Consider the following 25,965-nt stretch of genomic DNA (forward strand, 5'->3'; position numbering starts at 1 on the left):
AAAGATCTTCAATTTTCAACAAATCAGCAACAACCTATATTCTCCCTCATTTTCAACTGGAGCTCTATGAATACAAGGTTGCACTTTTTGTTGTGGATGCTCAACAGCCAAACGCCAAAGATGCATTAAACCTAAATTAATAGGCGTAGCATTCTCATGTAACTGATAATGCAAATCAAAATAATTCTCCTTCAAAAAGTCTTCGAATTCTTCCTCATTTCCATCATGCAGTTCTTTTAGTTTTGTTCTTATTTCGGGTATTAAAATCTTTTGTTCTGCCTGCGAATTAGAAACTATATCACTTGCCGTACCATGATACGTACACAAAAATGTGTCTGTCGCAATTGGAGATCGATCAACATGAAACGAATAAACATCAGTGGAAATGAAATCAAATTCATCATCACGTTCATAACACTTGAGTAAATTTAAAGACGGTGAAGCTCCAAAATCAGTTAATAATTTTAGATCATTTAAGATTATTTCTCTTGCTACATTTCCTTTTTCTGATAGTTGGAGTGCGATTAAATCCTCAGGATATATCTCTGTTATATTCTCATTTAGAGATAACCGATTCACAATCTCCTTAAAATCACCATCCAAATTTCTGTGCCAGCATAGCGCATTCATTTCTCCTTTAAAATCGGTATGTATCAGCTCAGAAAAAGTGGTTACGAATCCTATTTGGTTGTTATCAGAAAATATATTATTCATAAAGTATTATAATAAAAAAGCTAGTTACTTCTTGCAGTACAAAATTATGCAATAGTAGCCAGTTGCAGCATTTATTTTAGATCATGATAACTGTTTTTTTTTAAAATAAGCCAATCGGTTTTAACAGAGGAGCATCTTGAGAATATATCATTTCAAAATGAATTTTATTCATTTCCTTAAAATACTTTCTGCTCGGTTCTAATTCTTGTTACTTGGTGCAAAAGAATAAGTCCATTTAAATTTAAAAAGCTCGCTGAGGGTTTTCAGCGAGCCTTTTTTAAGATTTTTGTGTATTATTTTACAGGCCTTTCCTAATAATATAAAATCTTATTTCTTCTTCTAATTCTATTGACAGATTTTCAAAATCCTTATTTTTCCGAAGATTATTTTCGAATTTTATCTTGTAAATTTCTGCATTTGCAACACTTTTACAATAATTATCACAAATACTTTTAAAAGTTACATCTTGCAAATACATTTTTTTTATGGATTCGAAATGCTCCGCAAATTTTACATTATATAATTCATCAGGAAGAGGCATACTTTTGATATTTAGTTCTTAGTTTATAAATAAGATTTTTTATTCTCTTATCAATTTCTAGTCCGACTTTGTAATGTTTCTTTATTAGCCGAATCAGATTTCATGAATAATAATGAAATGCTCAATATTTAAAGGATTATCAAAGTTATTACCACTTCTTCATATTAAATTATTCTAGAACTTAAATTAGGTTTCATATTATAATATGGAACAAATTATAATATGAAACAGCGTTTTGAACACAATTTATAACAAATAAAAAAGCTAAGTTAATTTATTTAAAATCTGAATTATTGGATTAAATGCCTTAGAAGCAACCAACACTTTTTGTCCCACTTTATACTGGTCTAGTTCCTCTTCAGTAGCAATAACTTTTATAATATTGTTTCCAGAAGAAACTTGCACGACATACACAATATCACTTTTAGTAATATTAATTATTTCTCCCGTTAATTGAAATTTGCTGCTAACTTTTTGTTCTGAAAAAACTGTTTCAGGAATTCCCTCTTTTACAATTTTCCCCTTATCAACGACAATAACTTTATCTGAAAGTTTAAAGATTTCTGAAAGAGAATGACTAACCATTAAAGTGGTCAAATTGTATTTTTGATGAATTTGTAAAATATAATCTTGAAGTTTAGATCTCATTTCATCGTCTAAAGCTGAAAGCGGCTCATCAAGCAATAAAATTTCGGGCTTACGAACAATTGCTCGGGCTAATGCGACGCGTTGTTTTTGTCCACCGGATAAATTTTGAGGTTTACTATTTTGAAGCGATTGTAATTCCATTAACTCTATTAGTTCAGAAACAATTTCTTTGGAGTCGTTTTTAGATAAAGCAAACTCCAAATTTTCTTTTACTGTTAAATTTGGAAATAAAGCAAAGTCTTGAAATACAAATCCAATGGAACGTTTTTGAATAGGAAGATGAAATTTTTTCTTGGTGTCATCCCATTTTACTTCTCCCACTTTTATAGATGCCATTTCTGCTTTGGTAAGTCCCGACAACACTCGAAGTATTGTTGTTTTTCCTGCTCCTGAATTTCCATAAATAGAAACAAATTGCCCTTTTTCAATAGTCAAAGAAATATCCAATGGCAATTCGCCATTTGCGGTTTGAAGCATTTTATAAATAGCAATCTGTATCATTAATAAAGAGTAGTTTTTCTGTGTTTATTATGGATTAAATGAACAGCTAAAAGAATAGAAAAAGAAAATACAAATAATATTCCTGCATATATATTGGCATTTTGGTAATTCATAGCTTCAACTTCTTCGTAAATCGCAATAGAAACTACTTTTGTTTCCTCTGGAATACTTCCTCCAACCATCAAAACTACTCCAAACTCTCCTAATGTATGGGCAAATGTCATGATGATTCCGGTGAATAATGATGCACGAATATTAGGAATCAATATTTTTGTTATAGTAGTTACTCTAGATTTTCCTAAGGTAAATGAGGCTTCCTGCAAAACGGGCGGTAGATTTTTTAATCCAGATAAAATAGGATTTACCATAAAAGGCAGACTGTACAATACCGAAGCTAGAATTAATCCTTCAAAAGTAAAAACCAGTCTTATATCAAAATAATCGGCTAAAAATTTTCCAAAAGCATTTTCTGGACTAAAAGCTATTAAAAGATAAAAACCTAAAACCGATGGCGGTAAAACTAAAGGAAGACTTATAAGAGCTTCGATAACAGCTTTTAATCTAAATCTGCTATAACACAGCCAATAACAAAGCGGAATTGACACCACTAACAGAATTATTGTCGTGATCAAAGCCAATTTTGCAGTGAGCCATAAGGGATCTAGGTTAATCATCGGCAGACAAGCTTACTTCGTTCGTTTTTACTAAGGCAATCACGTGGTCATTTTCTTTTAAATTTAACTGCTCACAAGCATTAGTTGTAATAATAGATTGTATAATTTGCCTGTCTGCCAGTAAATTAATCTGAGTAAGAAGTATTCCTTTCTTAAGAGATTTAACCAAACAAGGAATCTGATTTTGAACACTAATTTTCAGATTTAAATCTTTAGAAACAATAACCTCTGTTTCTTTAAAAATAATTTTTACAGCTTTGTTTTGTTTTAAATAATCTGCTGTATCTGGCGTATCTAAAACAATGGAAGAAAAAATGAAATCATTGGATTTAACTTTGACTAACGAAATACCTTCATGTGATTGAATTTCAGATATAATTCCTTTTAGTACATTCATTTCGTTTTGGTGTCGTATCCGTAATATTTTAAAATTGCAACTGCTTTTTTAGAAGATATAAAATTATAAAATTTTATTGCATTCGCATTGTCTTTTCCGTGTTTCAAGATTACACATCCTTGCTCTAAAGGAGTGTGACTTTTTTCTGGAATAATATAATATCGTCCGCCCTCTTTTTTCATGTTCGGAGTCAGAACAAGAGATAAAGCTGTAATACCGATATCTGCATTTCCAGTTGTTACAAACTGGGTTGCCTGCGTAATGTTGTCGCCAAAAACCAACTTGCTTTTTACTTTATCATATATTTTGTAAAATTTTAAACTTTCTACTGCCTTCTCGCCATAAGGTGCTGTTGCAGGGTTTCCAATTGCAATTTTACGAATAGAGGCTTCTAAAAGACTATTTATTTTTTTAGTATTCGGATCTGCTTTTTTACTCCAAATAACTAATTTGCCGACTGCATACATTTTTACTTTTGAAACCGTCATTTTATTTTTTTCCAATTGATTGGGATAATCCATATCTGCTGAGAAAAATAAATCAAATGGAGCTCCGCTGGAAATCTGTTCGTAAAATTTTCCTGAAGCGCCATAAGTTATCTGCGGATTTATACTAGGATTTTGAATCTTAAAAACGGTATTTATAGAATCTAAAGCTACTTTAAGATTTGCTGCCGCTACAATTGTAATTTTTTGTTGCGCGGTTACACTTCCAAAAAACAAAAATAAAAGTAGTGTCAAAGTAGACCAAAATCTTTTCCTAATTTTCATGCTGAATTAATTGATTGCTCTATTTAAATAGAAAATGAGCAATGTTGTAATTGTAAAAATAGGTATTCTAGAGCAAATTCTAAAGATCTATTTGTTTTGAAAAATAAAAGGACAGAAAAAATTAATTTGTTTCGTTGGTAGCCTTATTGATCATATCCAAAACTAAATCAAGTGTCAGCAATGTTTTAAGGCGAGTTCCGCAGCTTAGATAAATCCAAGTTCCTAAGGATTCTTGTGCCGAAAACATACAGGTAATTTGAGCAATATTAATGGTATACTGCGTGAGATCATCGGTTCTAAACTGAATCGTTTTCATATAAATAAAATATTTGGGGCTAAAAATGCAAATAGAAAAAAGTCTGTTTGCATTTCTATCAAATTTATTCAATGAAGCTGATTTATCTTTTAAGTTCTATTTAAAATAATATTATCATTCAAACAGAAATCGCCAAGAACTATAGGAAAAAACCACACTTTTCAAACGGATTATTAAGAAGATGTAAAAATATAAGCAAAGCGAAATGTTCTAATCAAAATTACTGGTTAACACTTTTTTAGATTTAGATTCTGCAAAACAGATTGGCTATTATATAACAGTTTTTTCTTAGTTAGAGCTAAATTTGAAATGTTTCAATAAAAGGATCATTTATGAAAAATTATATCACAATTATAATCGCCATTTTCTTTTTCTCTTGTCAACAAAAAGAAAACAAGAATACAACTGTTTCATCTCCAGATTCTGTTTATGTAAAGAAAAATAACGAGATTAAAAAAGAAGAAAGCAAACAATTAGGCGATACTATCTTTATTAGCTTAAAAAACGAAAAACAGACACTTACAGCTGAAAGCTCTTTAGATTCTATTCATTCTAAAGTATATATTAAATTTAAAAATGAAGATTTGGGCACATTAAATGGTAAAATCATTCCAAGTAAAGAAAGAGCCAATATTCGTTTCAATCAGATTATTTTTCCAGACAAAACTTCTGACGGACCTTTTGGAATGGAATTGAAAATTCAACTTAACCAAAAAGGAAATACTATCCTCGTAATCGGACATTCTTTAATGGCAGAAAATCCGTATTACGGCAAATTTAAAGTAGAGCTTGAGCTACAAAAAACTGCAAAATAAAATCGGAAAGCACTTGTGAATTAGCTGTAATGAAAGCTATGCTGATTTACAAGATTCAAAAAAATCAAAAGCTCTCTTTTCTGCGTATGAATAAGTCGAATTTCTGAGAGGAAAAGCACAATGACCTCCATATTTTGGAGTTTCGAGGTAAACAAAAGCGCTTTCTTGAGCAATAGCTCTTGGATAACATCTTTCTCCTAAAAAAGGATCGTCTAGCGAATTGATAATCAAAACTGGCGTGGTAATATTGATCAGAGAAAATTCTGGAGAAACACGCTCATAATAATCATCGCGACTGGCAAAACCATGAAGTGGAGCTGTAAAATACTGATCTACTTCGTCAAAAGAAGTAATTTTGTCAATCTGATCGCTATTGATAAAGTCGGGAAATTGTGCCGCTTTGTATTTAAGTTTCCTTTTAATATCAATTGTAAAATTTTTCAAGTAAACTCTATTAAAACCTTGTTTAAGTACTTCAGCACTTGTGGCAATGTGTGTGGGAACCGAAATCGAAACAGCTGCCTTTATGCGCATATCAATTTTTGTCCAGCCTAAATAATTCAAAAGCTGAACTCCTCCCATCGAATATCCGATTAAATAAACATCCTCAAATCCTTTGTTCAAAACAAATTGCACGACTTCATCTAAGTCATCAACAGCACCGTGATGATAAAGTCTCGGAAGGCGGTTCATTTCTCCGCCACAGGTTCTATTATTCCAAGCAAAAACCGAAAAACCTTTTTGCTGAAAATATGTCGCACAGCTATTATTATACGTTCTTCTAGAATCTCCTTCTAAACCATGACATAAAATAACGGCTTTCTTGGAGTCATTAATAACAAAATCAATATTAATAAAATCTCCATCATTTAGCTCGTGCTTAGCTCTTGTGTACTGCGGAACATCAAACTTTTTGAACAAAGCGGCATAAATTGTAGAAATATGCCTGTTTCGATGCATTATAGAAGGAAAATTATAATCTGACTGTTCAATTATTGGCATGATGAAAAGTTTTTTTTTTAAGTCCCTATAACAAATTTAAGAAATCAATTAATATCTATTTGAATAGTGGCTTTTTATTTCGCTAAAAAAACAAATCAATTTTAAAATAAAATTTTCCGTTACATAAAATTAATTACATTTGCCATTCAATAAAAAAAGAAATGAAAAACTTAATTACAATTAGTATTAGCATCATCTCAATTATCAGCGATAATTGTGAGGAGTGTCTTTTTAATTAAGTTTACAGCTATAAATTAAAAACCTCCCTCAACAGGGAGGTTTTTTTATTTAACAAAACATGAAAAATTTAACTTCAATTATTATTAGCGCAATTATTATTACCTGTCTCTTTTGACGAGTCGGAATTATATTGTCTATAATCAACCTTTCTCAGTCAAAACGAGAAAGGTTTTTTTTTAACCTCAAAATGAAATCAACCCTAAAACAAATTTGAAAAAACAGCAAATGAAAGAGCAATACACCTTAACAATTTACACTGAAGACCGTTTTGATTTAATCAATAAAATAGCTCTCGTTTTTACGCGAAGAAATATTAAAATCGAAAGCCTCAATATTTCGCTTTGTGAAACTGATGAAATTTACAAATACACTATTCTAATAACCGAAACTCTTGAAGCAGTTAGAAATGTGGCACTTCAAATTGAAAAAATCATTGAAGTTTTCAAGTGCTGTTATAATACTAATGACGAAATTGTTTGGACACAGGTCGTTTTGTTTAAAATTCCAACAGATCAAATTATTTTAAATGAAAAATTAAATGACTTACTAAGAAAGTACAATGCTAAACATCTTGCTGTTGAGAGCACTTACACGATATTTGAATATACTGTCCAAGAACTTCAAAACATCAATTTAATTAGAGAACTTAAAAAATTTGATCTTGTCGAATTTCTACAAAGTTCTAGAATTGCTATTGCTAAATCTGGCACAGGATTCAATAAAATTTAAGACATAAAAAAAGCCTGCAAAATAAAAATTTGCAGGCTTTTTACATTTAATAAATTATTGAAGAGCATTCAAAATAGCTTGAAGCTGATTAATTTCCTCTTTTTCTAGAGATTGAAGAGGTTTTCTTAATTGTCCTCCTTCTATACCTTGAAGATTTAACCCTGCTTTTATTGCTCTTGGTAATCCCTTCTCTACTATAAACTTTAATAGATTGATCTGTTTGTAGAATATTTTTTGAGCTTCTTTTAAATCGTTTTTTTGCACGGCCTCATATAAATCTAAATTCAATTCTGGAATTAAATTAGGCGCAGCCGTACACCATCCGGTGGCACCAGCGGCAAAAGCAGATAAAGCCAATGGATTTGACCCATTGTAAAAAGCAACATCGTCTCCCAATTCTTTCTTTAAATAATGCATTCTTTGCACATCGCCAGTACTTTCTTTAATCATCGTAATGTTAGGAATTTCTAAAAGTCGTTTTAACAATTTCGGTGACATATCAATTCCGGCGGTTGCAGGATTGTTATAAGCCATAATCGGAATAGAAATTTCTTTAGCCACAGCATCATAATGTTTAACAATTTCATCATCGCTAAGTTTCCAGTAACTCATCGGAATAATCATTACGGCATCTACTCCCGCTTTTTCTGCTTCCTTTGCGTGAAAAATAGTTCTTTCTGTAGTAAGATTTGATACACCTGCCAGAATCGGAACTCTTCCTTTTACCTGTTCAACTGTGGCGGTTGTAATAGCCAGTTTTTCTTCATCATTTAAATACGGCATAACTCCTGTACTTCCTAATGGCGCTACCACATGAGAACCAGATACTACTAGTCGTTCTAAGAGTTTTTTGTATAAAATGATATCTACTTTTTCATTTGCATAAAATGGTGTGATCGGATAAGCAATAATGCCTTTGAATTTTGTGTCTTTCATGTAATTCTTTTTTTTTATAAGTCTCTGCCTTCTTCTTCTCTTAATGCTACTCCCAAATTCTGCAACTGCGGTGCATTTTCAGTGGCAATATATTTTGCATTTTCTTTATCACTTAAATTTTGATGTCTGTGCCAGGTCCAAGCCGGAATATAAACAGCATCACCTGCTTTCCATTCTACCTTTTGATCTTCAATTTCGGTAAAACCTGAACCCTCAATTACATAAAGAAGTGTTTCATAAGTATGTCTATGTCTATTGGTTAATTGCCCTGGCAATAATCCGCCAATTGTCATACTTACATTCTTACTTGGCAGATCTACAAAAAATACAGGATGTTTTCTTTCTGTTGAAAATTGGTTGTGTTCACCTGCATTTTCAACATTACGATGAATTAATTTATCAGGCATTGTAAAACTTGGTCTAGCAAAAGTCTGATGAAAATCTTTTGAAGAGAATTTTTTTTCGTTCGTTTCCATAGTGATTATTTTTTTAGTTCTTGCATTATTGCGAGACAAAAATAACGCGACCTTGGAACACCAAAATGATACAGTTTTAATATTATTACCTAGTCCAGTTACAACAGGACAGCTGCCAAACTATATTTCTCTATTTTTGAAACTATTCAAAAAAGAAAAAATGAGTTCTAATAAATTGAATTTATCGTTTTTAGGCATTTTACTTGTCTTAAGTTTCAATGTTTTCGGCCAAATTACACTTCCAAAAATTTTGGGACACAATATGGTTTTACAGCAAAAAAAGGAAGTATCAATTTGGGGAACGGCAAGTCCTAGTGAAAAAGTATCGGTAAATTTTGCTGGACAAAATAAAACTGCGATTGCAGACCCATTAGGCAAATGGTCTTTAAAATTGAAACCAATGAAAGCGTCTTTTAGTCCTCGCGAAATGACTATAACGGGGAAAAATACTATTGTTCTTAAAAACATTCTAATTGGCGAAGTCTGGCTTTGTTCTGGTCAGTCTAATATGGAATATGCCATGAGAAAATACAGTAAATATGAAACCGCTGTAAAGGGCTATAAACCGCCAGAAGATGATTTGAATAAAGCAGACAATCCGAATATCCGTATTTTTTTGGATCGCAGAAAATATATGGATCCAAGCCCTGAACATTTAGGTTGGGATGCCGCAATGGGAAAACCTTTAGTAGATTTTTCTGCTGTTGGATATTATTTTGCTAAAAATTTATATGCCAAATTACACGTCCCTATCGGAATGATTTCTGCCGCAGTTCCGGGAAGCAGAATTGAACCTTGGATTCAGGCTTCTAAATTGGAAATAGCCCCTAAGATGAAAAACGGTAAAATATTAGATAAACTAAGCGCTGATGGCGGAGATGCCGGAAAATTTTACGATACCATGATACAGCCCTTAATTCCTTTTACGCTGCAAGGCTTTTTATGGTATCAAGGAGAATCGAATTGTTTTCTGAACGAAAATATTCGTTATGCTTACAAATTTAAAACCTTAATAGAAAGCTGGCGAAATGATTGGAACGATAAAAATTTACCTTTTAACTTTGTTCAGCTTGCTCCTTACGCCTATTCAACTACCAAAGACGAACGCCCTCATAGCCCAGAACAGCTTCCAGAATTTTGGGAATCGCAAAAACTTGCTTTGCATTTAAAAAACACCAATACAATTGCTATTACTGATTTAGTCGATAGTATAGCCGATTTACATCCTGGATATAAATGGGAAATTGGGCGTCGTTTAAGTCTTCTTGCCGCCAATAAAACGTATGGACAAAAAAATATTATTTGGTCTGGGCCTGTTTACAAAAAAATGAAAACTATTGATAATACTATAGAAATTACTTTTTCTGAGATAGGAAGCGGTTTAGCAAGTCGCGATGGAAAACCGCTTAATTGGTTTGCAATTGCCGGAAACGATGGAAAATTTGTAAAAGCGCAAGCAGAAATAAAAGGAGACAAAATTATTCTTTCTGCACCTGAAATTACTAATCCGGTTTCTGCCCGTTTCGGATGGAATGAAGCCGCACAATCTAATTTCATAAACAAAGAAGGATTACCAGCTGTTCCTTTCCGAACGGACAATCCGTGGGAAAAAATTTTTCAGTAAAAGCTGCAGGGGCTTTAGATGAAGAACAGATTTCTTCATCTAAAGTTTTAAGTTAGAAAAGGATAATCTGCATATCCTCGAGCCGTACCTTCTCCAAACAAAGTATGATTATCTGAAATTTCATTTAATAGAGCATTTTGTTTTACCCTTTCGGGATAATTTGGATTGCTTAAAAATTTTCTGCCGTAACCAATTAAATCTACCAGATTATCTGTTATTAATTGTTCTCCTTCGTTAGGTGTCTTGTTTCCAGTCGCAATAATCGTATTATCAAAATTTGATCGCAATTTTACTCTAAAATCATTCGGAATTTGAGGTGCATCATCCCAATCTGCTTCACACAGATGGATGTAGACAATATCAATTTCATTCAAAGCTTTTGCAGCCAACATGATAGTTTCTAAAATTTCGCGATCATTCATGTCTTAAAACTAATAAAGGGAGAAAGCCTCACTCCTGTCTTTTCTTTTCCTACCGCCAATGCAACAGCTTTGGTAATTTCAATTAAAGCTAACTATCAGAGAAAATAACAAATCACTAAAAACAAAAAAAGAGCTTTAAAAGCTCTTTTCTATATATTTTTTTTAAAATCTAGTAGTAAACCGAAAGTAAGATTTTTGAATCTGAATTTTCTATGATTTTTTCTAATCTCTTGAAAAACATTTCGCTTACCATTGGACAACCATGACTGTTGATAATGTAATATCCTTGTTCATCAGTAGGAACCTCTCTGTATTTATGCAATACAATAGCTCTTTTCATGGCGTTACTGTTGCTTTCATCCATGCCTGCAAGTCTAAAAGCTTTTCCAAACACACCATTGTAAGCTTTCTCTACAGAATATCTTCCTAAAGAAGTACAATTAGAATTTGGTGTATTACTAAATTGAAGGATATCGCCTTTTATTCCAGTTTCAGAGCCAGATCCGTGTGCAACTAAACCTTGGTCAATAATTTCATTTTTCTCAAGGTCGTAAACAAAGAAACGGTTTTTTCCAGATTTGATTTTCATATCCACAAGAAAAGCAATTTTGCTATTGAACTTGTGATTGGATTTAGTAAATGTTTTTATTTCGCTCACATGCTCATTAAGTCTTGCGAATGAAATTTCGTCTAAAATATCTTTCTTATCCATTACGTTGTAGGTTGTAAAGGAAGTTAAAGAAAGAAGCAGTGCCATAAAAAATATTCTCATATAAAGGCAATTGTTTGAAGTTAAAAAAAGATTTGGGTGTCTATTCATACTTTAATGCTGCAAAATTATACGGAATGTTTATACAATTCCCATATCGAATGTTAAAGATATAATAAATATTTGAAAATGCGATACTTAACTGTTAAAATTCTCTTTAAAAATCTGACTTTAACATTTTTACCAAATAAAAAGCCCTACACCAATTAATGGTGCAGGGCTATAGGTAATAGATTGATTTTGTCTGTAAATAAACTTTTTACTTACAATTTATTTAGCATCAAACCATAGTTTTGTAGTCAATAAATCTTTCCCTTGAACAGCAATCGCAGCTTGATAGCTCGTACCATTTAATGATTGTTCAGTTCCAGGATAAAAGAAACGAGAAGGAATTTTTCCGTCCAAAACCGTAGCTGGACCAGCTGTTAATACAGGATAATCTAATCTTCTCCATTCTGTAAAGGCATCTAAACCTTGTCCGTAAAAGGCAATCCATTTCTGTGTGCCAATTGATTTAGCGTAATTTGAAGTATCGTATTTTACGTCTGCTCTATTTAGATAAGTAGCGATAGCTGTTGCATCGGTTATACCAAATTGATTAAATGATGCTGTAATAGCATTTTTATAAAGCTGTTCTGCATCGCCAGAAATGAAACCTCTAGCAGCTGCTTCGGCAAGATTGAATAATACTTCAGAGTACGAATAAATTACCGCTGGCGATGTTGAAGTCAAGAAATATGTTCCTGGTTTTGAAGTTTTAGCAAAACCTTGGCTGTTCGCATCACTGTTTGATAATCCGTTACCGCCTCCAACATATGTTCCAACAGTTGCATCTGATGGTAACTGTGCATAAACTGGCAAACGCGGATCTGAGAATTCTTTTAATTTATCTACCATCGTTTTTGAAATACGGTAATCATCACGAGTTTCAAACCAAGCCGAAGCTGGATTCTGCTGTGGTGAACTAATGTATGTAAATTTGAAAGTATCGTTATTACTGCTTAAAACTCCTGCTGCATCAGTTGTTGCATCGATAGCAGCTTGTTTAGCTAAAGCAGGTTCTTTATCAGAAATTCTTAATGCAATTCTTAAACGAAGTGAATTCACAAATCTTTTCCATTTTGCAATATCACCTTTATAAACCAAGTCACCTGTAACAGCACCATTTGCTGTACCTAACAAAGATTGTGCTTGTTTCAAATCTTCAAGTAATCCTGTATACACTTCTTTTTGAGTGTTATAAGCCGGCGTTACTTTCTGCCCTGCTTCTTTGTACGGAATACTTCCATAAGCATCTGTCAGTAATAAAAAGGTCCAAGAACGAAGCGATAAAGCAATTCCTTTATAATTTGAATTGGCTTGTTCTGCGGGAAAATTAATAATTGTATTCAAATCTGTAATTAAGGTTGCGTAACCTGTATTCCATAAAGAAGTGAATGAAGTGTTCGAAACATCGTATCTGTCTGGTTCAGTATATTGGATTTTAGCCCAATGCTGTACAAATAGCAAAGACGAATCGAAGTTATTGGTTGAACCCCAATATAAGTCAGCACCTTGCTTTAATGTTCCTGTTAGCAAATAAGGCGCCAACGGAGTTTCAGTCGCATTTGGATTTTTATTAATATCATCCAATGTATCACTGCATGAGGTCAGTGTCAATCCGAATAAGATTATATATGATAGCTTTTTTAGCATGATTTCGTGTTTTTAGAATTTAAGATTAACATTAAGACTGAAATTTCTGGTTGTTGGCAAAGCCAAACTCTCCAAACCTTGTGCATTACCTGTATTGAAAGCAGTTTCAGGATCGATATTTGGTGCATCTTTGTAGATAAAGAAAAGGTTACGTCCCACTGCTGTGATACTTGCTCCTTCTAATCCCAGTTTTTTAGCAAATGCTTTTGTAAAATTATATGACAATTTTATTTCTCTCATTTTTACAAAAGTTGAGCTGTATATGTAAGCTTCGCTAATGTTGTATGAAGCTTTGTAATATTCCTGAGCACTTAATACCGTAGTATTTGGACTTCCATTTTCGTACACGCCATTAAAAATCATACCATCATCATATACAGTTGCTCCGCTAGGCGCTGTTCCGTTAACCAAAGTTTTAGTAGTACCATTCAAATAGTAATTTAAACCACCATTTTCAGCACCACGTCCCGGAAGTGTATTAGCTAGTACTCCTGTGTAAGTACCAGTTCTGTTCGTTCCTGAGAAAATTTCACCACCAACACTAGCATCAACAAGGAATGATAATTCTAAATTTTTGTATGTCAAAGTATTCGTAACACCAGCAAGATAGTCTGGAGTATAATGTCCTAAAACTCTCTTCGTAGGATCAGCTTTTGGCAATCCGTTTGCTCCTACTACAATATTTCCGCTAGCATCACGTAAATAAGCCGTTCCGTAAAGTGCTCCATAAGCTTGTCCAACAGATGCCAAAACATCAACTCCTCCTGAAGAACCAATTGTGTAATTCTGAATCTGTTTTGCATAATCCAAAATCTCCACTTTACTTCTATTTCTAGAATAATTTGCTCCAATATTCCATTTGAAATTTTCAGTTTGAATAGGGCTTCCATCCAATTGAATTTCGATACCGCTATTGTTTATTTTACCAGCATTGATTAATTGCGAATTATAACCACTAGAAGCCGTTGTTTTGATTTCTAAAATCTGATCGAAACTATTCGTGTTGTAGTAAGCAACATCAAAATGCAATCTGTTTTTCCAGAAAGTAGCTTCTAAACCAACTTCTGTAGAACGTGTTGTTTCTGGTTTCAAATTCTCATTCAATTTCTTTTGTGAAGAAGTTTGAATTGGATTTCCATCAAATGCTGTCTGGAAATTGTAAATAGTTGATAATTGATACGGATCTGCATCATTACCTACTTCAGACCATCCACCGCGCAATTTCAAGAAATCAAGTGTATTACTTTTAATTTTCAACGCTTCAGTCAAAATTAAACTTCCATTAACCGAAGGATAAAAATAAGAACGGTTACTGCTTGGTAATGTAGACGACCAATCATTACGCGCTGTTAAGTTTAAATAAGCGTAATTTTTATATCCTAATTGTGCCGAAGCATAAGCACTGTAAACTCTTAATCTAGATAATGTATTTGATGATGTTAACGGATCTCTAGAATTTGTTAATGTATACAAATCTGGTACTGCCAAACGTGGCGCTTTTTGGTAGTTGTTTGCATCGCTGTGATTACGAATATTAAATCCGGCAAGAGCATCTAAACTAAAATCATCTGTTAGTTTTTTGGTATAAGTAAAGATACCTTCTGTATTTTGTTCGTTTACCGTGTAAGCATCTTCTGCATACGATCCGAATGGCGTTCCATTTGTACCATATTTAATCGTATATTTTCTTCTATCATTATAGTAATCAACTCCTGTACGGAATCTGAAATTAAGACCCTCAGCCAATTTTGCGTCTAAGTGAACATCACCTATAATACGATTACGCTGCTGGCTTGTAGTATTGTAATAAGCATTCCAATACGGATTGCTATAGTAACTATTGTTCCAGTTAACATCTCTGTTGCTTTGAAGCTGGTTAATATCAACCTGACGACCAAACCAAAGAAACTGAAGCATTACACCCGCAGCACGGTTACCTGATGGACCACCTGGTAAAGCTGGAGCATTAGTCGTAATATAGTTACCTGTTACTCCGACTTTAATATTTTTTGAAATCTGGTAATTGGTATTAATGGTAAAGTTTGTTTTATTTACTTCACTATTTGGTACCGTTCCCAATTGTTTTTGATTATTTACTCCTAAACGGAAATCTGATTTATCATCTGATCTGGCAACAGAAATACTGTTATCGTAAGTAACGCCAGTATTAAAGAAATCTTTTACATTATTTGGATGCGCCACAAAAGGCACTGCCTGACCGTTTGAGAAAAACTGCGGAATTAAACGACCGTCCAATCTTGGTCCCCAGCTTTCATCAACTCCATCATTGATACCTCCTCCTTTTCCATCAACAAAACTGAATCTTCCGTTTGAACCTTGTCCGTATGAGTTTTGGAAACTTGGCAATGTAGCAACCTGAGAGATTGTAATACCAGAATTTAATGTAATTCCTAAACCTTTCTGATTCTTTCCAGATTTTGTAGTGATCAAAACAACTCCATGTGCTGCACGCGATCCGTAAAGCGCCGCAGCATTCGGTCCTTTCAAGACAGTTAACGTTTCAATGTCATTCGGATTTAAATCAGCAATTGCATTTTTAAAGTCACGAGTTGCTCCACCAACACTTCCTAACTGAGAGTTATCTACAGGAACTCCATCTACCACAAATAATGGCTGGTTATTTCCTGCAATCGAAGTTTCTCCACGAATAATAATACGAGAAGATCCCATATCTCCCTGAGAGTTTGTGATACGAACACCCGCTAATTTTCCGCTTAAACTATTTAAAAAGTTCGTTTCTTTTGTCTCAGCTATATCTCTATTTTTTAGAGCTTGAGTCGTATAACCTAAGGATTTTTTTTCTTTTGAAATACCTAAAGCAGTAACCACTACCTCTGACAATTGATTTTGCTCTTCTGTAAGTTCGATTACCACTGCATTTTTATCGACTACAACTTCTGCTTTTTTGTAACCTAAAAAACTTACGAGTAAAGTGTAAGGAAACTTTTGTCCTGTTTGGAAATAAAATTTTCCATCAAAATCTGTTTGAACACCGTGTGTAGTTCCTTTTATATTAATCGAAGCGCCAATAACAGGCTCTTTTGTGGCAGCATCAATTACGATTCCTTCGAGTTTTGACTGAATTAACGGCTTGGTCTCTTGTGCGTTAACTCCAATGGAAATCAACAAAATACATAACCATGTATATCTTTCTAATTTTTTTTTCATTACTTTGTTTTAGTTTAATAAATGAAGTAAGCAGAAAACAGATTTATTCTATTTTCGCTTTCTTCTAGAGATGTACAATTTCTTTAAGCTTCACCATTTCTGTTCCAGCAGGAATGGTTTTCTTTTTATCTACACATTCGTTTTTTCATTTTTATTTTTTTTTGGTTATTACTTTTTAAAATGGCTTTTATACACGATTGCACCTCCTTAAAGGATTCATCTTATTAGAAAATTTGAGTGATTTTTATGAAGTGGAGAATTTTAACTGCACCAACACATATAGCAAGACATGCTTAATGTTGTTTTTTGAGAAGTGTAATCGATACTATGTAATCTTAAAGTGCTCATTATTTTAAATTCTACTAATTTGATAGAACAAAAGTAAATTAAAAATTTTAATGTGAAAATTTTTTGCATTCTTTTTGCAAAAAAAATGTTAACAAAAACGTTTTAGTAATTATAAAACACAGAAAACTAGACTGTTGTATTATTTTAAAAAATTTAAGATGCGTAAGTTTTTTATTAAAAAAATAGTAGGATTTATGCTTTTCTTTAACTTTTAAAGCTTTTTAAATAAAGAAAGACCCAATCAATATCATGAAATTTATGACAGTGATTGGGTCTTTTTTTTCAAAACTTCATTACTAAAGTTTTCATATTAAGAAATAAAAAAAGTATCAAATAATGGTTTTAAATAATCAATCTCAATATGAAAAAAACAAATTTATAATTATAGAAATTTGCCTGTTCTCTATTTTTTGTACAATAGAGATTTACATTTTTAAAAGAAAACAGGATTACAAAAAAATCAGAGATTTTATTCATAATGCAAAACCAATTCAAAAGACAGAAACCGATACGGAACAAAAGAAAGAAATTACCAGAGAATATATGTTAGAAGCAACTGAAAACAGTATTTTAGAAAGTATAAAAGAGTTTGAAAAATCATTTTCTTTTCTAAATAAGATGTTGTCATTAAACTCTGTTACAGCAGAATTAAATGTAAATCATCGTTATCTATCGTATGTTATTAATAAACACAAATCAAAGGATTTTGCCGCTTATATCAATGAGCTGAGAATAAATTATAGTATTGATCGTTTAAAAAATGATGATTCGAACTTAAAATATAAAATCAGTTATCTCGCCGATCAAGCTGTTTTGCCTCTCATAGCAGATTTACTATTACGTTTAAAAAATACAGGTGTTTCTCCCCTAACGTTTATTACCTATGTTCAGAATAATACAGATAATAAAAACAGTTAAGAATCTTTATAATGTATCAATTTTAGAGTTTTTAATAAAATACTAAAGTTCTTTTCTTCTATATAAAGAGTGATACTTCAGGAAATTTAGATAAAAAAAAAACTCCAAAGAATAAACTTTGGAGTTTTTTTTATGTTGTATAAAATATTACATTTCGTTCAATTCATTAAACTCATGTAAAGATTTTAATGTGCTTTCGTAAAACAAAATTGCAGCAATTAAATTTCCTTTATCAGAGTAAGGCATCATTTTTCTTTGAAACTCTACAGTTGTTTCTAAGAAAGTTGTTGTACCCACTGCTTGTCCGTCTAATACTTTTTTATGGTCATTGTCGTCTGGAATACCTAAGTCTGCCATTGTAACACCTGGTTTAGTAACCAAAGCAATATAAGGCAACGTTTTTACTAAAACCTTGATACGCTCGATGTACAATTCTAAAAGTTCTCCTTTTTGCATACCCGCCAATTCTTTCTGATCGTGGTATTTACGGATTATGGCTGTTGTACTGATAATACTCTTAGGTGCATTCTTTGCTTGTGCTGAAACAGCCACAGTCGTTAAAAAGCAAAGAAAACTTAGTAAAAAAATTTTACTTTTCATTGTTTTAAGTAGATTTGGTTATTGGATCACAGCAAAAGTATATAATTTAACTTAAATTACAAGTTTATTATTTTATTTTTTTAGTTTAAATTGCTGTTAAGTCGTTCTATAACAAAAGAGAGGAATATTTGTTGGATTATTTTATAATTCTGAAGCGTCCAGGATATTTTATATAGATACTTTTTCTGTTACCGTAATAGTCCATAAAATCTTCGCACACAAAAACAGCATGCGCGGTTGACCATGCCACTACGCCACAAAATTCACTTCCAGATTCTCTTTTTAGCTTTTGTACTTGTTTCCCTATTTTAAAACCTAAATATTTATAGATTGTTGGGGTATAAACAGAACCATCTTCAAGATCTTCAAGTGCTTTATCAAAAGTAGATTGTTTGTCAATAATCTGTTTGTATTTTGCCATTACGGCGTAAGTCAAAACGGCATAATCGACAATTTTTTCATTATCGACATTATCTTTTATAAAAACAAAATCAGCAGATACTTTGGCTTTCTTCAATTCGTCCGTATTCAAATTGAATGAAGCGTTATTTTTTAATGTTATTTTATAGGAATCATCGCTTAATTTTTCACTTACGAAAAGATTGTCCAATCCATAAACATTTAAAGAAGCTTTAATAAAAGCAATGGAAGAACAATTGGTGCGTTCTCCCTGTTTAAAGCTTTCAAATATTTTATCTGAACTTAACTGCGAATAAGAATTTGAACAAACAAATAGGAACAGAAAAAATAGTGAAGTAACGAATTTCATTGTCTTTGTTAATTTATTTTTTGTCTCCCAACTGCTTTTGGGAGATTCTACAAATCTATAAAAATCAAATTATATTTTTTTTTACTTCTTCATTTTTATCAAAAAAACCAAATTTTAACATTTGCACGAAAAGAAAAACGCCTCCAAAAAGATGGAGACGTTTTTAACTTCTATTTTTTTTCTTCGTTATTCAGCTTATCATCAAAATCTGGTTCTTCACCTTTAAACTTTTTGCTGTCCGCATCGTAGTTTTCATCATTTGTCAAAACTTCATCGTGATCTCGGTATTGATGCTTTCTTGTATCGCTTCGATTATGAGAATCACTCTTATTATTATTGTTCGGAGTTGGGCTATTTGTTTTCATAATTTTACGTTTTAAAATGTTTTTTAAAATTACTTTAAATTGCTTATTCTCAACTTATACAATCCTTTCTAAAAATTATAAAATAACACTGTAGAACAAGTTCTTTCAGGCTCTTAAAATTTCTTCTAAAAAATAATTCTAATTTTGTAGCATTAAAAAATGATACCAATATGTGGACTGTTTGCCCAGAATGTCAAGGACAAGGTAAGAAAAGCCAAAGACTCACTAAAAAAGTAAGGCTTCAATACCAAACGGCATTAGACCAATTTGAAAAAAATAATCGTGAAGGAACAGCTCCTGTTCGTCCTAAAGCACCAAAAATTATCTGTCAAAATTGTTCTGGATCTGGTTTAATTGATTCTGCAATTCCTGTTATTCCAAATAAAGAAACGTATCCTCATGTCGCTATCATTGGTGCCGGAATTGGCGGAGTTGCCTTAGCTGTAGCTTGCCTTCATCGTGGCATTCCGTTTACGATATACGAACGTGATGAAAACTTCGAATCGCGCTCTCAAGGCTACGGACTTACTTTACAGCAAGCCAGCAAAGCAATTGAAGGTTTAGGAATTTTTTCGTTGGATGGTGTGGTTTCTACAAGACATTTGGTACATACAGTTGAAGGAAAGGTAATTGGAGAATGGGGAATTAGGAAATGGCTCGAATTAGAAGAAAAAAAAGCGGTAAAACGCACTAATATACACATAGCACGTCAGGCATTACGCTTAGCTTTATTAGAACAATTAGGCGGACACGATAAGATTGAATGGAAACATCAGTTAATAGGCTTTGCAGCATCTGAAAACGAAGACGTTGATTTAACTTTTCAAGTGGACGGAAAAACAAAAACAGCAAAAGCAGGTATTTTAGTTGGTGCTGATGGTATTCGAAGCTCGGTTAGAAGATTATTAATTGGCGATGAAAAAACTCCTTTACGTTATTTAGATTGTATTGTAATATTAGGAATTTGCCCATTAAGCTCTTTAAAAGATCTAAAAAACTCCTTATTAGATTCTGCAACGGTTTTTCAAACTGCTAATGGCAATGAGCGAATTTACATTATGCCTTACGATGCAGATTCTGTAATGTGGCAGCTTAGTTTTCCGATGTTAGAAGAAGAGGCAAAAGAATTAAGTGCTAAAGGACCAAAAGCTTTAAAAGAAGAAGCCATTCGCAGAACACAATGGCACGATCCTATTCCGCAAATTTTAATGGCAACCGAAGAAAATAAAATCTCAGGTTATCCCGTTTATGATAGAGAATTACTAAATCCAGAGTTGCTTTCAAAAGGAAAACAAATTACTTTACTCGGCGATGCGGCACACCCGATGAGTCCGTTTAAGGGACAAGGCGCTAATCAGGCTTTATTAGATGCTCTTTCTTTGGCGCGTAAAATTTTTAAAGGGTGCAAATCGCCAGCGCATTGGAAAAAAGCAGGAATAAGAGAAAGTGTTTTAAATGAATTTGAGGCAGAAATGCTAAAACGAAGCGCAGTAAAAGTAAAAGATTCGGCAAAAGCGGCAGAATTTCTGCATTCTGAAATTGTACTTTACGAAGGAAATGAACCAAGAGGTCGCTGTTTGAAGAAAAAAGATTTTAAGTAATGGAATGTTCTTAAAGTAAGAGCACAAATTGAGTGGCATATTTCTTGAAAAAATAATACTAATTATTAACTAATTAAAACTTATAATCATGAAAGTTACTTATTACGGACATTCTTGTTTTTCTGTTTTTACAAACGGAAAACATATTCTTTTTGATCCTTTTATCAGTCCAAATGAATTAGCCAAAGAGGTCGATATTGATGCCATAAAAGCAGATTATATTTTTATTTCTCATGCTCATTACGATCACATTTTGGATGTAGAACGAATTGCAAAAAAAACTGGCGCTAAGGTGCTCGGAAATTTTGAAATTTACAATTGGTTATTAAAACAAGGAATTGAAAATGCGCATCCTATCAATCCAGGCGGTAAGTTTGATTTTGATTTCGGAACTGTAAAATGTGTTATTGCACAGCATTCAAGCAGTTTTATGGACGGTTCTTACGGAGGAATTGCCTGCGGTTTTGTATTGACAACTCCAGAAGGAAATTTTTATTACAGCGGAGATACAGCATTAACTTTAGATATGCAGATTATTCTAAAATTTACCAAACTTGATTTTGCTATTTTCCCTATTGGCGACGGACTAACGATGGGAATTGAAGAAGCTATTGAAGCTGCAAAACTAGTGGGAGTTCATAAAATCTTAGGAGTACATTATGACACTTTCGGCTTTATTGTAATGGATCATCAAAAGGCTTTAGATGCATTCAAAAATGCCAATCTTGAGCTTTATTTACCTGAAATAAATACTACAATAGACTTGTAATTTTAATCCTTTTCTTCATCATATTTCGCTAAAAAAAATCTTTTAGCGAAATATCATTACGTCTAAAAATCGAAATGCATATTCATCAAAAATAAAACATAAAAAAAGGAATAGCTGCTGACACTATTCCTTTTAACACATAAAATTTTATTTAGAAAATTACTATGCGCGGTTAAAATTCTAAATTTGATTATGTGTACTTTACAAAATTGATAATATGCTTTGAAGTAAGTTCAGGAAATTGATGCTGCGGTCCATGTCCTGTTCCTGAATAAACGACCATTTGGGCGTTGGTCATCTGATTGAAAAAAGAATACCAATTTTCGACAGCGAAACTGATATCATGATCTCCAGAAATGATCAAAATAGGTGTTTTGGTCTTTTTAATTTGTTCTCTAAAATTTAAGGCATCTTCTCTAAATCCATCGCCACCACCAAAATACAACTGAAAAACATCCATTGTTGACGGAATTTTTTTCACGTCAATTTTTTTATGAATTCTGTCGTGTGAGGCTTTTGCCGCCAATTTGCTGGATTCTGATTTTGGTTCAAAAAACAAAACAATTTCATCTTCAAAATCGTTTAATGGTTTCAAAGCCGCGTCAAAAAATGCCTGTTCTATCGGAACTTCATTTTGTCCCGGCGGATTTGTTCCAATCAACACAGCATGAGTTACGAGATTAGGATAAAGCAAAGTTGCAGCCTGCGCCACCAGTCCGCCGTAAGACCAGCCTAAAACTACAATAGAATCTATTTTTAAAACATCGGCAAGATCTTTAATGTCTTTAGCCACAACAGTCAAATCTGGCGTCAAACTTCCTGTAGAAGAACCAATTCCTGAATAGTCAAATACGATAACATTGAACTTTTTTGCCATCAATGCTATAAACAAAGGATCCCAAGTGTCTAGAGTTCCTCTAAAACGGTTCACAAAAAATACTGCTTTTCCTTTCCCATAAGAACGATAAGCAATTTTACGATCGCCAGCATCGGCAAAACGTGTTTCTGCATCATAAATTTTTTTCATAATTATAATTTAAAGGTTGGAGTCTAATAATTCTTTCTATGAGATTGGCAAAGATTAAACCAAATCAGAAAACGCTTAAAAACAAAGCATTTACAGTTCGCTACTCTATTTCTAATTATGATATTTCAATAATTAAATCCAGTTTTTAACGATATTTAATAACTGCAAAATCATAAACGATAAGAATGCTTTTATAATCAATACTTTACAAAAAAGGCATTCCTTTTGTTTTTGTTCTGTAACCACTTCCGCTTTTCTGAAAAATAATCTTAAAGATGAAATAGTATGTATTTATCTAATAAAAAGACGATTATGTTTATTACAGGGGCGTTTATTAATCATTCTTGCTGGGAAGAATGGATTACTTTCTTTGAAAATGAAGGTTATAAAACCGTAGCACCTCCATGGCCTTACAAAAATGAAACAGCAGAAACGTTGCGTCAATCAAATTCCAATTCTAAAATTGCCTCTATTCGGCTAAAAGATTTATTGGATTATTATACTGAAATTATTGAAAAACTTCCTGAAAAACCAATCCTGATAGGACATTCTTACGGAGGTCTTCTGACTCAATTACTGCTTCAAAAAGATTTGGGTTCTGCTGGAATTTGTATGCACTCGATTCCGCCGAGTAATTTAATTTATTTCAATTTTTCTTATTACAGAAAGATATGGAGCACTTTTGATTTCTTTCATTCCAGAAAAAAAAACTATTTATTGCCTTTCAAAAAATGGCAATATTATTTTACCAATCAAATGTGTTTTGAGGAACAAAAAGCAACTTATGAAAAACTCGTAATTCCAGAATCAAAACTCGTTTTTTGCGATATTTTTTCCAATTCGGCTAAAATAGATTTCAAGAAAAAACACGCTCCAATCTTATTTTTATCGGGTTCAGAAGATCATTTTGTTGCAGCTTCCATTCAATATGCTAATTTCAAAAAATACAAAAACATACATTCTATTACTTGCTACAAAGAATTTAAAGACAATCAGCATTTTGTTTTAAATCAGCAGAATTGGGAATGCATTGCTGCATTTATCACAAACTGCCTTGAGAAAATTACTTAACTAATTTCTCTTTTTATTTCCAGTTTTTTAATCTTAGAATTTAATGTTGAAGGATGAATATCTAAAATTTCTGCTGCACCGCCCGCTCCAGAAATTTTTCCGTTGCATTTTTTTAGAATGTATAAAATATAATCTCTTTCGTTTTCTAAAATCGTTTTTATAGAAAATGGTTCTGCAGTTTGTTCAGGATGTATTTTCGACGACATAGAAAGTTCAATTTCCTTAATGGTATTTCCATCAGTCAATAAAATAGCACGTTGCATTACATGTTCCAATTCTCTGATATTTCCCGGCCAATTGTAATTCATAATTTGCTGCAGAGCAAAATCAGAAAGAATTGGTGCTTTTCTGCCCATTTTTTCGCTATAAACTTTAATAAAATGATTGGCTAAATCAGGTATGTCTTCTTTTCGTTTTTTTAATGACGGAACCAAGATCGGAAAAACATGCAAGCGATAATACAAATCCATTCTAAATCTTCCGGCAGCCACTTCTTCTTCTAGATTTTTATTGGTTGCTGCAATAATTCTAACATCTATTTTTAGAGATGACATTCCGCCAACGCGCTCAATTTCCCTTTCCTGTAAAACACGCAACAGTTTTACTTGAAGCTCTAAAGACATCTCTCCTATTTCATCCAAAAAAATAGTACCTCCGTCAGCCAATTCAAACTTACCAATTCTTCTGTCCATAGCGCCTGTAAAAGCGCCTTTTTCGTGACCAAAAAGCAATGATTCGGCAAGATTTTCTGGAATAGCACCACAGTTAATAATAACCAAAGGTTTATCTTTTCTCGGAGATAAGGCATGAATGCTTTGCGCAATCTTCTCTTTTCCAGTGCCACTTTCTCCTAAAACTAAAACGGAAGTATCTGAAGGCGCTACTTTTCGAATATAATTGAACACCGAAATCATTTGAGAACTATTACCTATAATTCCCTCAAAACCTTCAGAAATATTCACAGATTTACTTTTTTTAATTTCTGTTCTTTCGACAGGCATACTGACTTCTTGGTTTGAGTAAATCTTATTGATGAACTTAGAAAGAGTATGTTCTATGGAACTGAGCAATTTTAAATTTTCTTGTGTATAAATATTTAGGTTTCGACTATAAAAGGTAAAATGATAGCTCTGAATCGTTGCTATTGAAATTGGAAAAATCAAATAAGATTTGATTCCGAAATTATGAGCAATCAATGCTTTAATAGGTGCTTCCTGAAAGTTATTTATTAACGATTCCTGACTGTAAATAATAGGATTTTTATCAATTTTTGATTTCCTGTAGGTTTCATTTATCTCTTTTTCAGAAACTTCCGAAATCTGAGAAAGCTTTTTCAAATCAACAATCTGATATAAATCTATATTTTTTCGGATAACTCCAAGCTGATCATAATGCGTTGAAGCGACGAAACCAGCTTCTACGTAATCAAAAGGTATATAAGTTTGGATAATTTTAGCAAAAGCCAACAAGGCATCTTCTTTTTTAATGCTTGAATGTACAATTTCTGTAATTTCTTTCTGCAATTGAAATTGCTGCATTAATTGCGATTCTAAACTATATTGTTGACGATAAAATGCTATTTCTAAAGTAGTTAAAACATCTTGATCTCTAAAAGGTTTAACAATAAATCCGTACGGATGAGTTGTTTTTGCCTGATCTAAAATACTTTTGCTTGAATTGGCGGAAATGAATATAAATCCGATATTTTTTTCTTTGAGACAATGCGCTAATTCAATTCCGTTTCGACTTCCTTTTAGCATGATATCTAAAAAAACGAGGTCTGGTTTTTCTATCTCAATCTGCTCCAAAGCCTGTTCAACCGATCGTGCAATTCCAGTCACTTCATAATTTGCCTTTTCGAGAATTAACTGTAAATCGTGTGCCTCAATAAATTGATCTTCTACAATTAAAATTCGTTTTTTCAAAACTGAAGAAACAGGTTCATATCCGTTATCGGCCGAGTTTTTCATAAGTGAATAAATTTTATATTATCTTGCACTTAATTAATTGAAACAAAAATAGTTAATTATCACAATTAA

26 protein-coding genes are annotated in these 25,965 nt (G+C 32.5%); 7 read left to right on the top strand and 19 right to left on the bottom strand.

All coding sequences use genetic code 11. The annotated features are described in order from the left end of the window. Positions 1-15 precede the first annotated feature (15 nt). The 7 genes from LL966_RS05775 to LL966_RS05805 all read right to left on the bottom strand — a co-directional run bounded on the left by LL966_RS05775 (position 16) and on the right by LL966_RS05805 (position 4,561). Positions 16-714: a DUF1826 domain-containing protein gene (locus LL966_RS05775; RefSeq protein WP_229351129.1), complete on the bottom strand. Its 699-nt coding sequence runs from the start codon at positions 712-714 to the stop codon at positions 16-18. 298 nt (positions 715-1,012) lie between these two features. Further along, entirely contained in the window at positions 1,013-1,255 is a 243-nt protein-coding gene (locus LL966_RS05780) for a hypothetical protein (RefSeq protein ID WP_229351130.1), read from the bottom strand. Positions 1,256-1,519: 264 nt separating this feature from the next. Next, positions 1,520-2,404, bottom strand: a complete 885-nt coding sequence (locus LL966_RS05785) for an ABC transporter ATP-binding protein (RefSeq protein WP_229351132.1) — start codon at positions 2,402-2,404, stop codon at positions 1,520-1,522. Further along, complete coding sequence (gene modB / locus LL966_RS05790) at positions 2,404-3,078, bottom strand: molybdate ABC transporter permease subunit (RefSeq protein ID WP_229351134.1); 675 nt, start codon at positions 3,076-3,078, stop codon at positions 2,404-2,406. The genes LL966_RS05785 and modB overlap by 1 nt, the downstream gene beginning before the upstream one ends. Continuing rightward, entirely contained in the window at positions 3,071-3,475 is a 405-nt protein-coding gene (locus LL966_RS05795) for a TOBE domain-containing protein (RefSeq protein ID WP_229351136.1), read from the bottom strand. Before LL966_RS05795 ends, modB begins: the two co-directional genes overlap by 8 nt. Beyond that, positions 3,472-4,245 (bottom strand): molybdate ABC transporter substrate-binding protein, encoded by a 774-nt coding sequence (gene modA / locus LL966_RS05800; protein WP_229351138.1) that lies wholly within the window; start codon positions 4,243-4,245, stop codon positions 3,472-3,474. The genes LL966_RS05795 and modA overlap by 4 nt, the downstream gene beginning before the upstream one ends. A 121-nt stretch (positions 4,246-4,366) precedes the next feature. Beyond that, positions 4,367-4,561, bottom strand: a complete 195-nt coding sequence (locus LL966_RS05805; RefSeq protein WP_229351140.1) for a hypothetical protein — start codon at positions 4,559-4,561, stop codon at positions 4,367-4,369. A 332-nt stretch (positions 4,562-4,893) separates the two neighbouring features. On the opposite strand from LL966_RS05805, the gene LL966_RS05810 reads away from it, so the two are divergent. Beyond that, positions 4,894-5,376: a hypothetical protein gene (locus LL966_RS05810; protein ID WP_229351142.1), complete on the top strand. Its 483-nt coding sequence runs from the start codon at positions 4,894-4,896 to the stop codon at positions 5,374-5,376. 36 nt (positions 5,377-5,412) lie between these two features. Here LL966_RS05810 and LL966_RS05815 read toward each other — a convergent pair whose 3' ends face one another. Next, on the bottom strand, positions 5,413-6,378 hold the full coding sequence (locus LL966_RS05815) for a YheT family hydrolase (RefSeq protein WP_229351144.1): 966 nt from the start codon (positions 6,376-6,378) through the stop codon (positions 5,413-5,415). 465 nt (positions 6,379-6,843) lie between these two features. On the opposite strand from LL966_RS05815, the gene LL966_RS05820 reads away from it, so the two are divergent. Next, complete coding sequence (locus tag LL966_RS05820) at positions 6,844-7,347, top strand: acetolactate synthase small subunit (protein WP_229351146.1); 504 nt, start codon at positions 6,844-6,846, stop codon at positions 7,345-7,347. 54 nt (positions 7,348-7,401) lie between these two features. Here LL966_RS05820 and LL966_RS05825 read toward each other — a convergent pair whose 3' ends face one another. Together LL966_RS05825 and LL966_RS05830 are read right to left on the bottom strand one after the other, a co-directional pair. Continuing rightward, positions 7,402-8,283, bottom strand: coding sequence for a dihydrodipicolinate synthase family protein (locus LL966_RS05825; RefSeq protein ID WP_229351148.1), 882 nt, complete (start codon positions 8,281-8,283; stop codon positions 7,402-7,404). 14 nt (positions 8,284-8,297) lie between these two features. After that, on the bottom strand, positions 8,298-8,759 hold the full coding sequence (locus LL966_RS05830; RefSeq protein WP_229351150.1) for a cupin domain-containing protein: 462 nt from the start codon (positions 8,757-8,759) through the stop codon (positions 8,298-8,300). Positions 8,760-8,919: 160 nt separating this feature from the next. Here LL966_RS05830 and LL966_RS05835 point away from each other — a divergent pair, with 160 nt between their 5' ends. Beyond that, on the top strand, positions 8,920-10,383 hold the full coding sequence (locus LL966_RS05835) for a sialate O-acetylesterase (protein ID WP_229351152.1): 1,464 nt from the start codon (positions 8,920-8,922) through the stop codon (positions 10,381-10,383). Positions 10,384-10,430: 47 nt separating this feature from the next. Here LL966_RS05835 and LL966_RS05840 read toward each other — a convergent pair whose 3' ends face one another. The 4 genes from LL966_RS05840 to LL966_RS05855 form a co-directional block, all read right to left on the bottom strand. Next, on the bottom strand, positions 10,431-10,805 hold the full coding sequence (locus LL966_RS05840) for an oxidoreductase (RefSeq protein WP_229351154.1): 375 nt from the start codon (positions 10,803-10,805) through the stop codon (positions 10,431-10,433). A 169-nt stretch (positions 10,806-10,974) separates the two neighbouring features. After that, on the bottom strand, positions 10,975-11,577 hold the full coding sequence (locus LL966_RS05845; protein WP_229351155.1) for a murein L,D-transpeptidase catalytic domain-containing protein: 603 nt from the start codon (positions 11,575-11,577) through the stop codon (positions 10,975-10,977). A gap of 267 nt (positions 11,578-11,844) precedes the next feature. After that, complete coding sequence (locus LL966_RS05850) at positions 11,845-13,269, bottom strand: SusD/RagB family nutrient-binding outer membrane lipoprotein (RefSeq protein ID WP_229351157.1); 1,425 nt, start codon at positions 13,267-13,269, stop codon at positions 11,845-11,847. Between the two features lie 12 nt (positions 13,270-13,281). Next, positions 13,282-16,458, bottom strand: coding sequence for a SusC/RagA family TonB-linked outer membrane protein (locus tag LL966_RS05855; RefSeq protein ID WP_229351159.1), 3,177 nt, complete (start codon positions 16,456-16,458; stop codon positions 13,282-13,284). Between the two features lie 684 nt (positions 16,459-17,142). On the opposite strand from LL966_RS05855, the gene LL966_RS05860 reads away from it, so the two are divergent. Beyond that, a complete protein-coding gene (locus LL966_RS05860) occupies positions 17,143-17,724 on the top strand; it encodes a helix-turn-helix domain-containing protein (RefSeq protein ID WP_229351161.1) in 582 nt (193 codons plus the stop codon). A gap of 147 nt (positions 17,725-17,871) precedes the next feature. Here the strand turns inward: LL966_RS05860 and LL966_RS05865 are convergent, their stop codons facing one another. From LL966_RS05865 to LL966_RS05875, 3 genes are all read right to left on the bottom strand, one after another. Beyond that, positions 17,872-18,324 (bottom strand): hypothetical protein, encoded by a 453-nt coding sequence (locus LL966_RS05865; RefSeq protein WP_229351163.1) that lies wholly within the window; start codon positions 18,322-18,324, stop codon positions 17,872-17,874. Positions 18,325-18,460: 136 nt separating this feature from the next. Beyond that, positions 18,461-19,093 carry a hypothetical protein gene (locus tag LL966_RS05870; protein WP_229351165.1) on the bottom strand — a complete coding sequence of 211 codons (633 nt, stop codon included), beginning with the start codon at positions 19,091-19,093 and terminating at the stop codon, positions 18,461-18,463. Positions 19,094-19,263: 170 nt separating this feature from the next. Further along, positions 19,264-19,458, bottom strand: coding sequence for a hypothetical protein (locus LL966_RS05875; RefSeq protein ID WP_229351167.1), 195 nt, complete (start codon positions 19,456-19,458; stop codon positions 19,264-19,266). A gap of 170 nt (positions 19,459-19,628) precedes the next feature. Here LL966_RS05875 and LL966_RS05880 point away from each other — a divergent pair, with 170 nt between their 5' ends. Next, positions 19,629-21,059 (top strand): FAD-dependent oxidoreductase, encoded by a 1,431-nt coding sequence (locus tag LL966_RS05880; RefSeq protein ID WP_229351169.1) that lies wholly within the window; start codon positions 19,629-19,631, stop codon positions 21,057-21,059. Positions 21,060-21,147: 88 nt separating this feature from the next. Further along, positions 21,148-21,828 carry a metal-dependent hydrolase gene (locus LL966_RS05885; RefSeq protein ID WP_229351171.1) on the top strand — a complete coding sequence of 227 codons (681 nt, stop codon included), beginning with the start codon at positions 21,148-21,150 and terminating at the stop codon, positions 21,826-21,828. Positions 21,829-22,018: 190 nt separating this feature from the next. Here LL966_RS05885 and LL966_RS05890 read toward each other — a convergent pair whose 3' ends face one another. After that, positions 22,019-22,855: an alpha/beta fold hydrolase gene (locus LL966_RS05890; RefSeq protein WP_229351173.1), complete on the bottom strand. Its 837-nt coding sequence runs from the start codon at positions 22,853-22,855 to the stop codon at positions 22,019-22,021. Positions 22,856-23,140: 285 nt separating this feature from the next. Here LL966_RS05890 and LL966_RS05895 point away from each other — a divergent pair, with 285 nt between their 5' ends. After that, the gene (locus LL966_RS05895) at positions 23,141-23,926 is read left to right on the top strand and encodes an alpha/beta fold hydrolase (protein ID WP_229351175.1); all 786 of its coding nucleotides are present in this window, start codon (positions 23,141-23,143) and stop codon (positions 23,924-23,926) included. Here LL966_RS05895 and LL966_RS05900 read toward each other — a convergent pair. After that, the gene (locus LL966_RS05900) at positions 23,923-25,896 is read right to left on the bottom strand and encodes a sigma 54-interacting response regulator (RefSeq protein ID WP_229351177.1); all 1,974 of its coding nucleotides are present in this window, start codon (positions 25,894-25,896) and stop codon (positions 23,923-23,925) included. The two genes, LL966_RS05895 and LL966_RS05900, sit on opposite strands and share 4 nt — an antisense overlap. Positions 25,897-25,965 lie beyond the last annotated feature (69 nt).

Origin of the sequence: Flavobacterium chungbukense (genome assembly GCF_020805785.1) — a bacterium.
Lineage (GTDB): Bacteria > Bacteroidota > Bacteroidia > Flavobacteriales > Flavobacteriaceae > Flavobacterium > Flavobacterium chungbukense.

Excerpts from the sequence above, each read along its gene's own strand:
- LL966_RS05775 (WP_229351129.1), bottom strand. The coding sequence starts at position 714 with ATGAATAATATATTTTCTGATAACAACCAAATAGGATTCGTAACCACT.
- LL966_RS05780 (WP_229351130.1), bottom strand. The coding sequence starts at position 1,255 with ATGCCTCTTCCTGATGAATTATATAATGTAAAATTTGCGGAGCATTTC.
- LL966_RS05785 (WP_229351132.1), bottom strand. The coding sequence starts at position 2,404 with ATGATACAGATTGCTATTTATAAAATGCTTCAAACCGCAAATGGCGAA.
- modB (WP_229351134.1), bottom strand. The coding sequence starts at position 3,078 with ATGATTAACCTAGATCCCTTATGGCTCACTGCAAAATTGGCTTTGATC.
- LL966_RS05795 (WP_229351136.1), bottom strand. The coding sequence starts at position 3,475 with ATGAATGTACTAAAAGGAATTATATCTGAAATTCAATCACATGAAGGT.
- modA (WP_229351138.1), bottom strand. The coding sequence starts at position 4,245 with ATGAAAATTAGGAAAAGATTTTGGTCTACTTTGACACTACTTTTATTT.
- LL966_RS05805 (WP_229351140.1), bottom strand. The coding sequence starts at position 4,561 with ATGAAAACGATTCAGTTTAGAACCGATGATCTCACGCAGTATACCATT.
- LL966_RS05810 (WP_229351142.1), top strand. The coding sequence starts at position 4,894 with ATGAAAAATTATATCACAATTATAATCGCCATTTTCTTTTTCTCTTGT.
- LL966_RS05815 (WP_229351144.1), bottom strand. The coding sequence starts at position 6,378 with ATGCCAATAATTGAACAGTCAGATTATAATTTTCCTTCTATAATGCAT.
- LL966_RS05820 (WP_229351146.1), top strand. The coding sequence starts at position 6,844 with ATGAAAGAGCAATACACCTTAACAATTTACACTGAAGACCGTTTTGAT.
- LL966_RS05825 (WP_229351148.1), bottom strand. The coding sequence starts at position 8,283 with ATGAAAGACACAAAATTCAAAGGCATTATTGCTTATCCGATCACACCA.
- LL966_RS05830 (WP_229351150.1), bottom strand. The coding sequence starts at position 8,759 with ATGGAAACGAACGAAAAAAAATTCTCTTCAAAAGATTTTCATCAGACT.
- LL966_RS05835 (WP_229351152.1), top strand. The coding sequence starts at position 8,920 with ATGAGTTCTAATAAATTGAATTTATCGTTTTTAGGCATTTTACTTGTC.
- LL966_RS05840 (WP_229351154.1), bottom strand. The coding sequence starts at position 10,805 with ATGAATGATCGCGAAATTTTAGAAACTATCATGTTGGCTGCAAAAGCT.
- LL966_RS05845 (WP_229351155.1), bottom strand. The coding sequence starts at position 11,577 with ATGAGAATATTTTTTATGGCACTGCTTCTTTCTTTAACTTCCTTTACA.
- LL966_RS05850 (WP_229351157.1), bottom strand. The coding sequence starts at position 13,269 with ATGCTAAAAAAGCTATCATATATAATCTTATTCGGATTGACACTGACC.
- LL966_RS05855 (WP_229351159.1), bottom strand. The coding sequence starts at position 16,458 with ATGAAAAAAAAATTAGAAAGATATACATGGTTATGTATTTTGTTGATT.
- LL966_RS05860 (WP_229351161.1), top strand. The coding sequence starts at position 17,143 with ATGGTTTTAAATAATCAATCTCAATATGAAAAAAACAAATTTATAATT.
- LL966_RS05865 (WP_229351163.1), bottom strand. The coding sequence starts at position 18,324 with ATGAAAAGTAAAATTTTTTTACTAAGTTTTCTTTGCTTTTTAACGACT.
- LL966_RS05870 (WP_229351165.1), bottom strand. The coding sequence starts at position 19,093 with ATGAAATTCGTTACTTCACTATTTTTTCTGTTCCTATTTGTTTGTTCA.
- LL966_RS05875 (WP_229351167.1), bottom strand. The coding sequence starts at position 19,458 with ATGAAAACAAATAGCCCAACTCCGAACAATAATAATAAGAGTGATTCT.
- LL966_RS05880 (WP_229351169.1), top strand. The coding sequence starts at position 19,629 with ATGTGGACTGTTTGCCCAGAATGTCAAGGACAAGGTAAGAAAAGCCAA.
- LL966_RS05885 (WP_229351171.1), top strand. The coding sequence starts at position 21,148 with ATGAAAGTTACTTATTACGGACATTCTTGTTTTTCTGTTTTTACAAAC.
- LL966_RS05890 (WP_229351173.1), bottom strand. The coding sequence starts at position 22,855 with ATGAAAAAAATTTATGATGCAGAAACACGTTTTGCCGATGCTGGCGAT.
- LL966_RS05895 (WP_229351175.1), top strand. The coding sequence starts at position 23,141 with ATGTATTTATCTAATAAAAAGACGATTATGTTTATTACAGGGGCGTTT.
- LL966_RS05900 (WP_229351177.1), bottom strand. The coding sequence starts at position 25,896 with ATGAAAAACTCGGCCGATAACGGATATGAACCTGTTTCTTCAGTTTTG.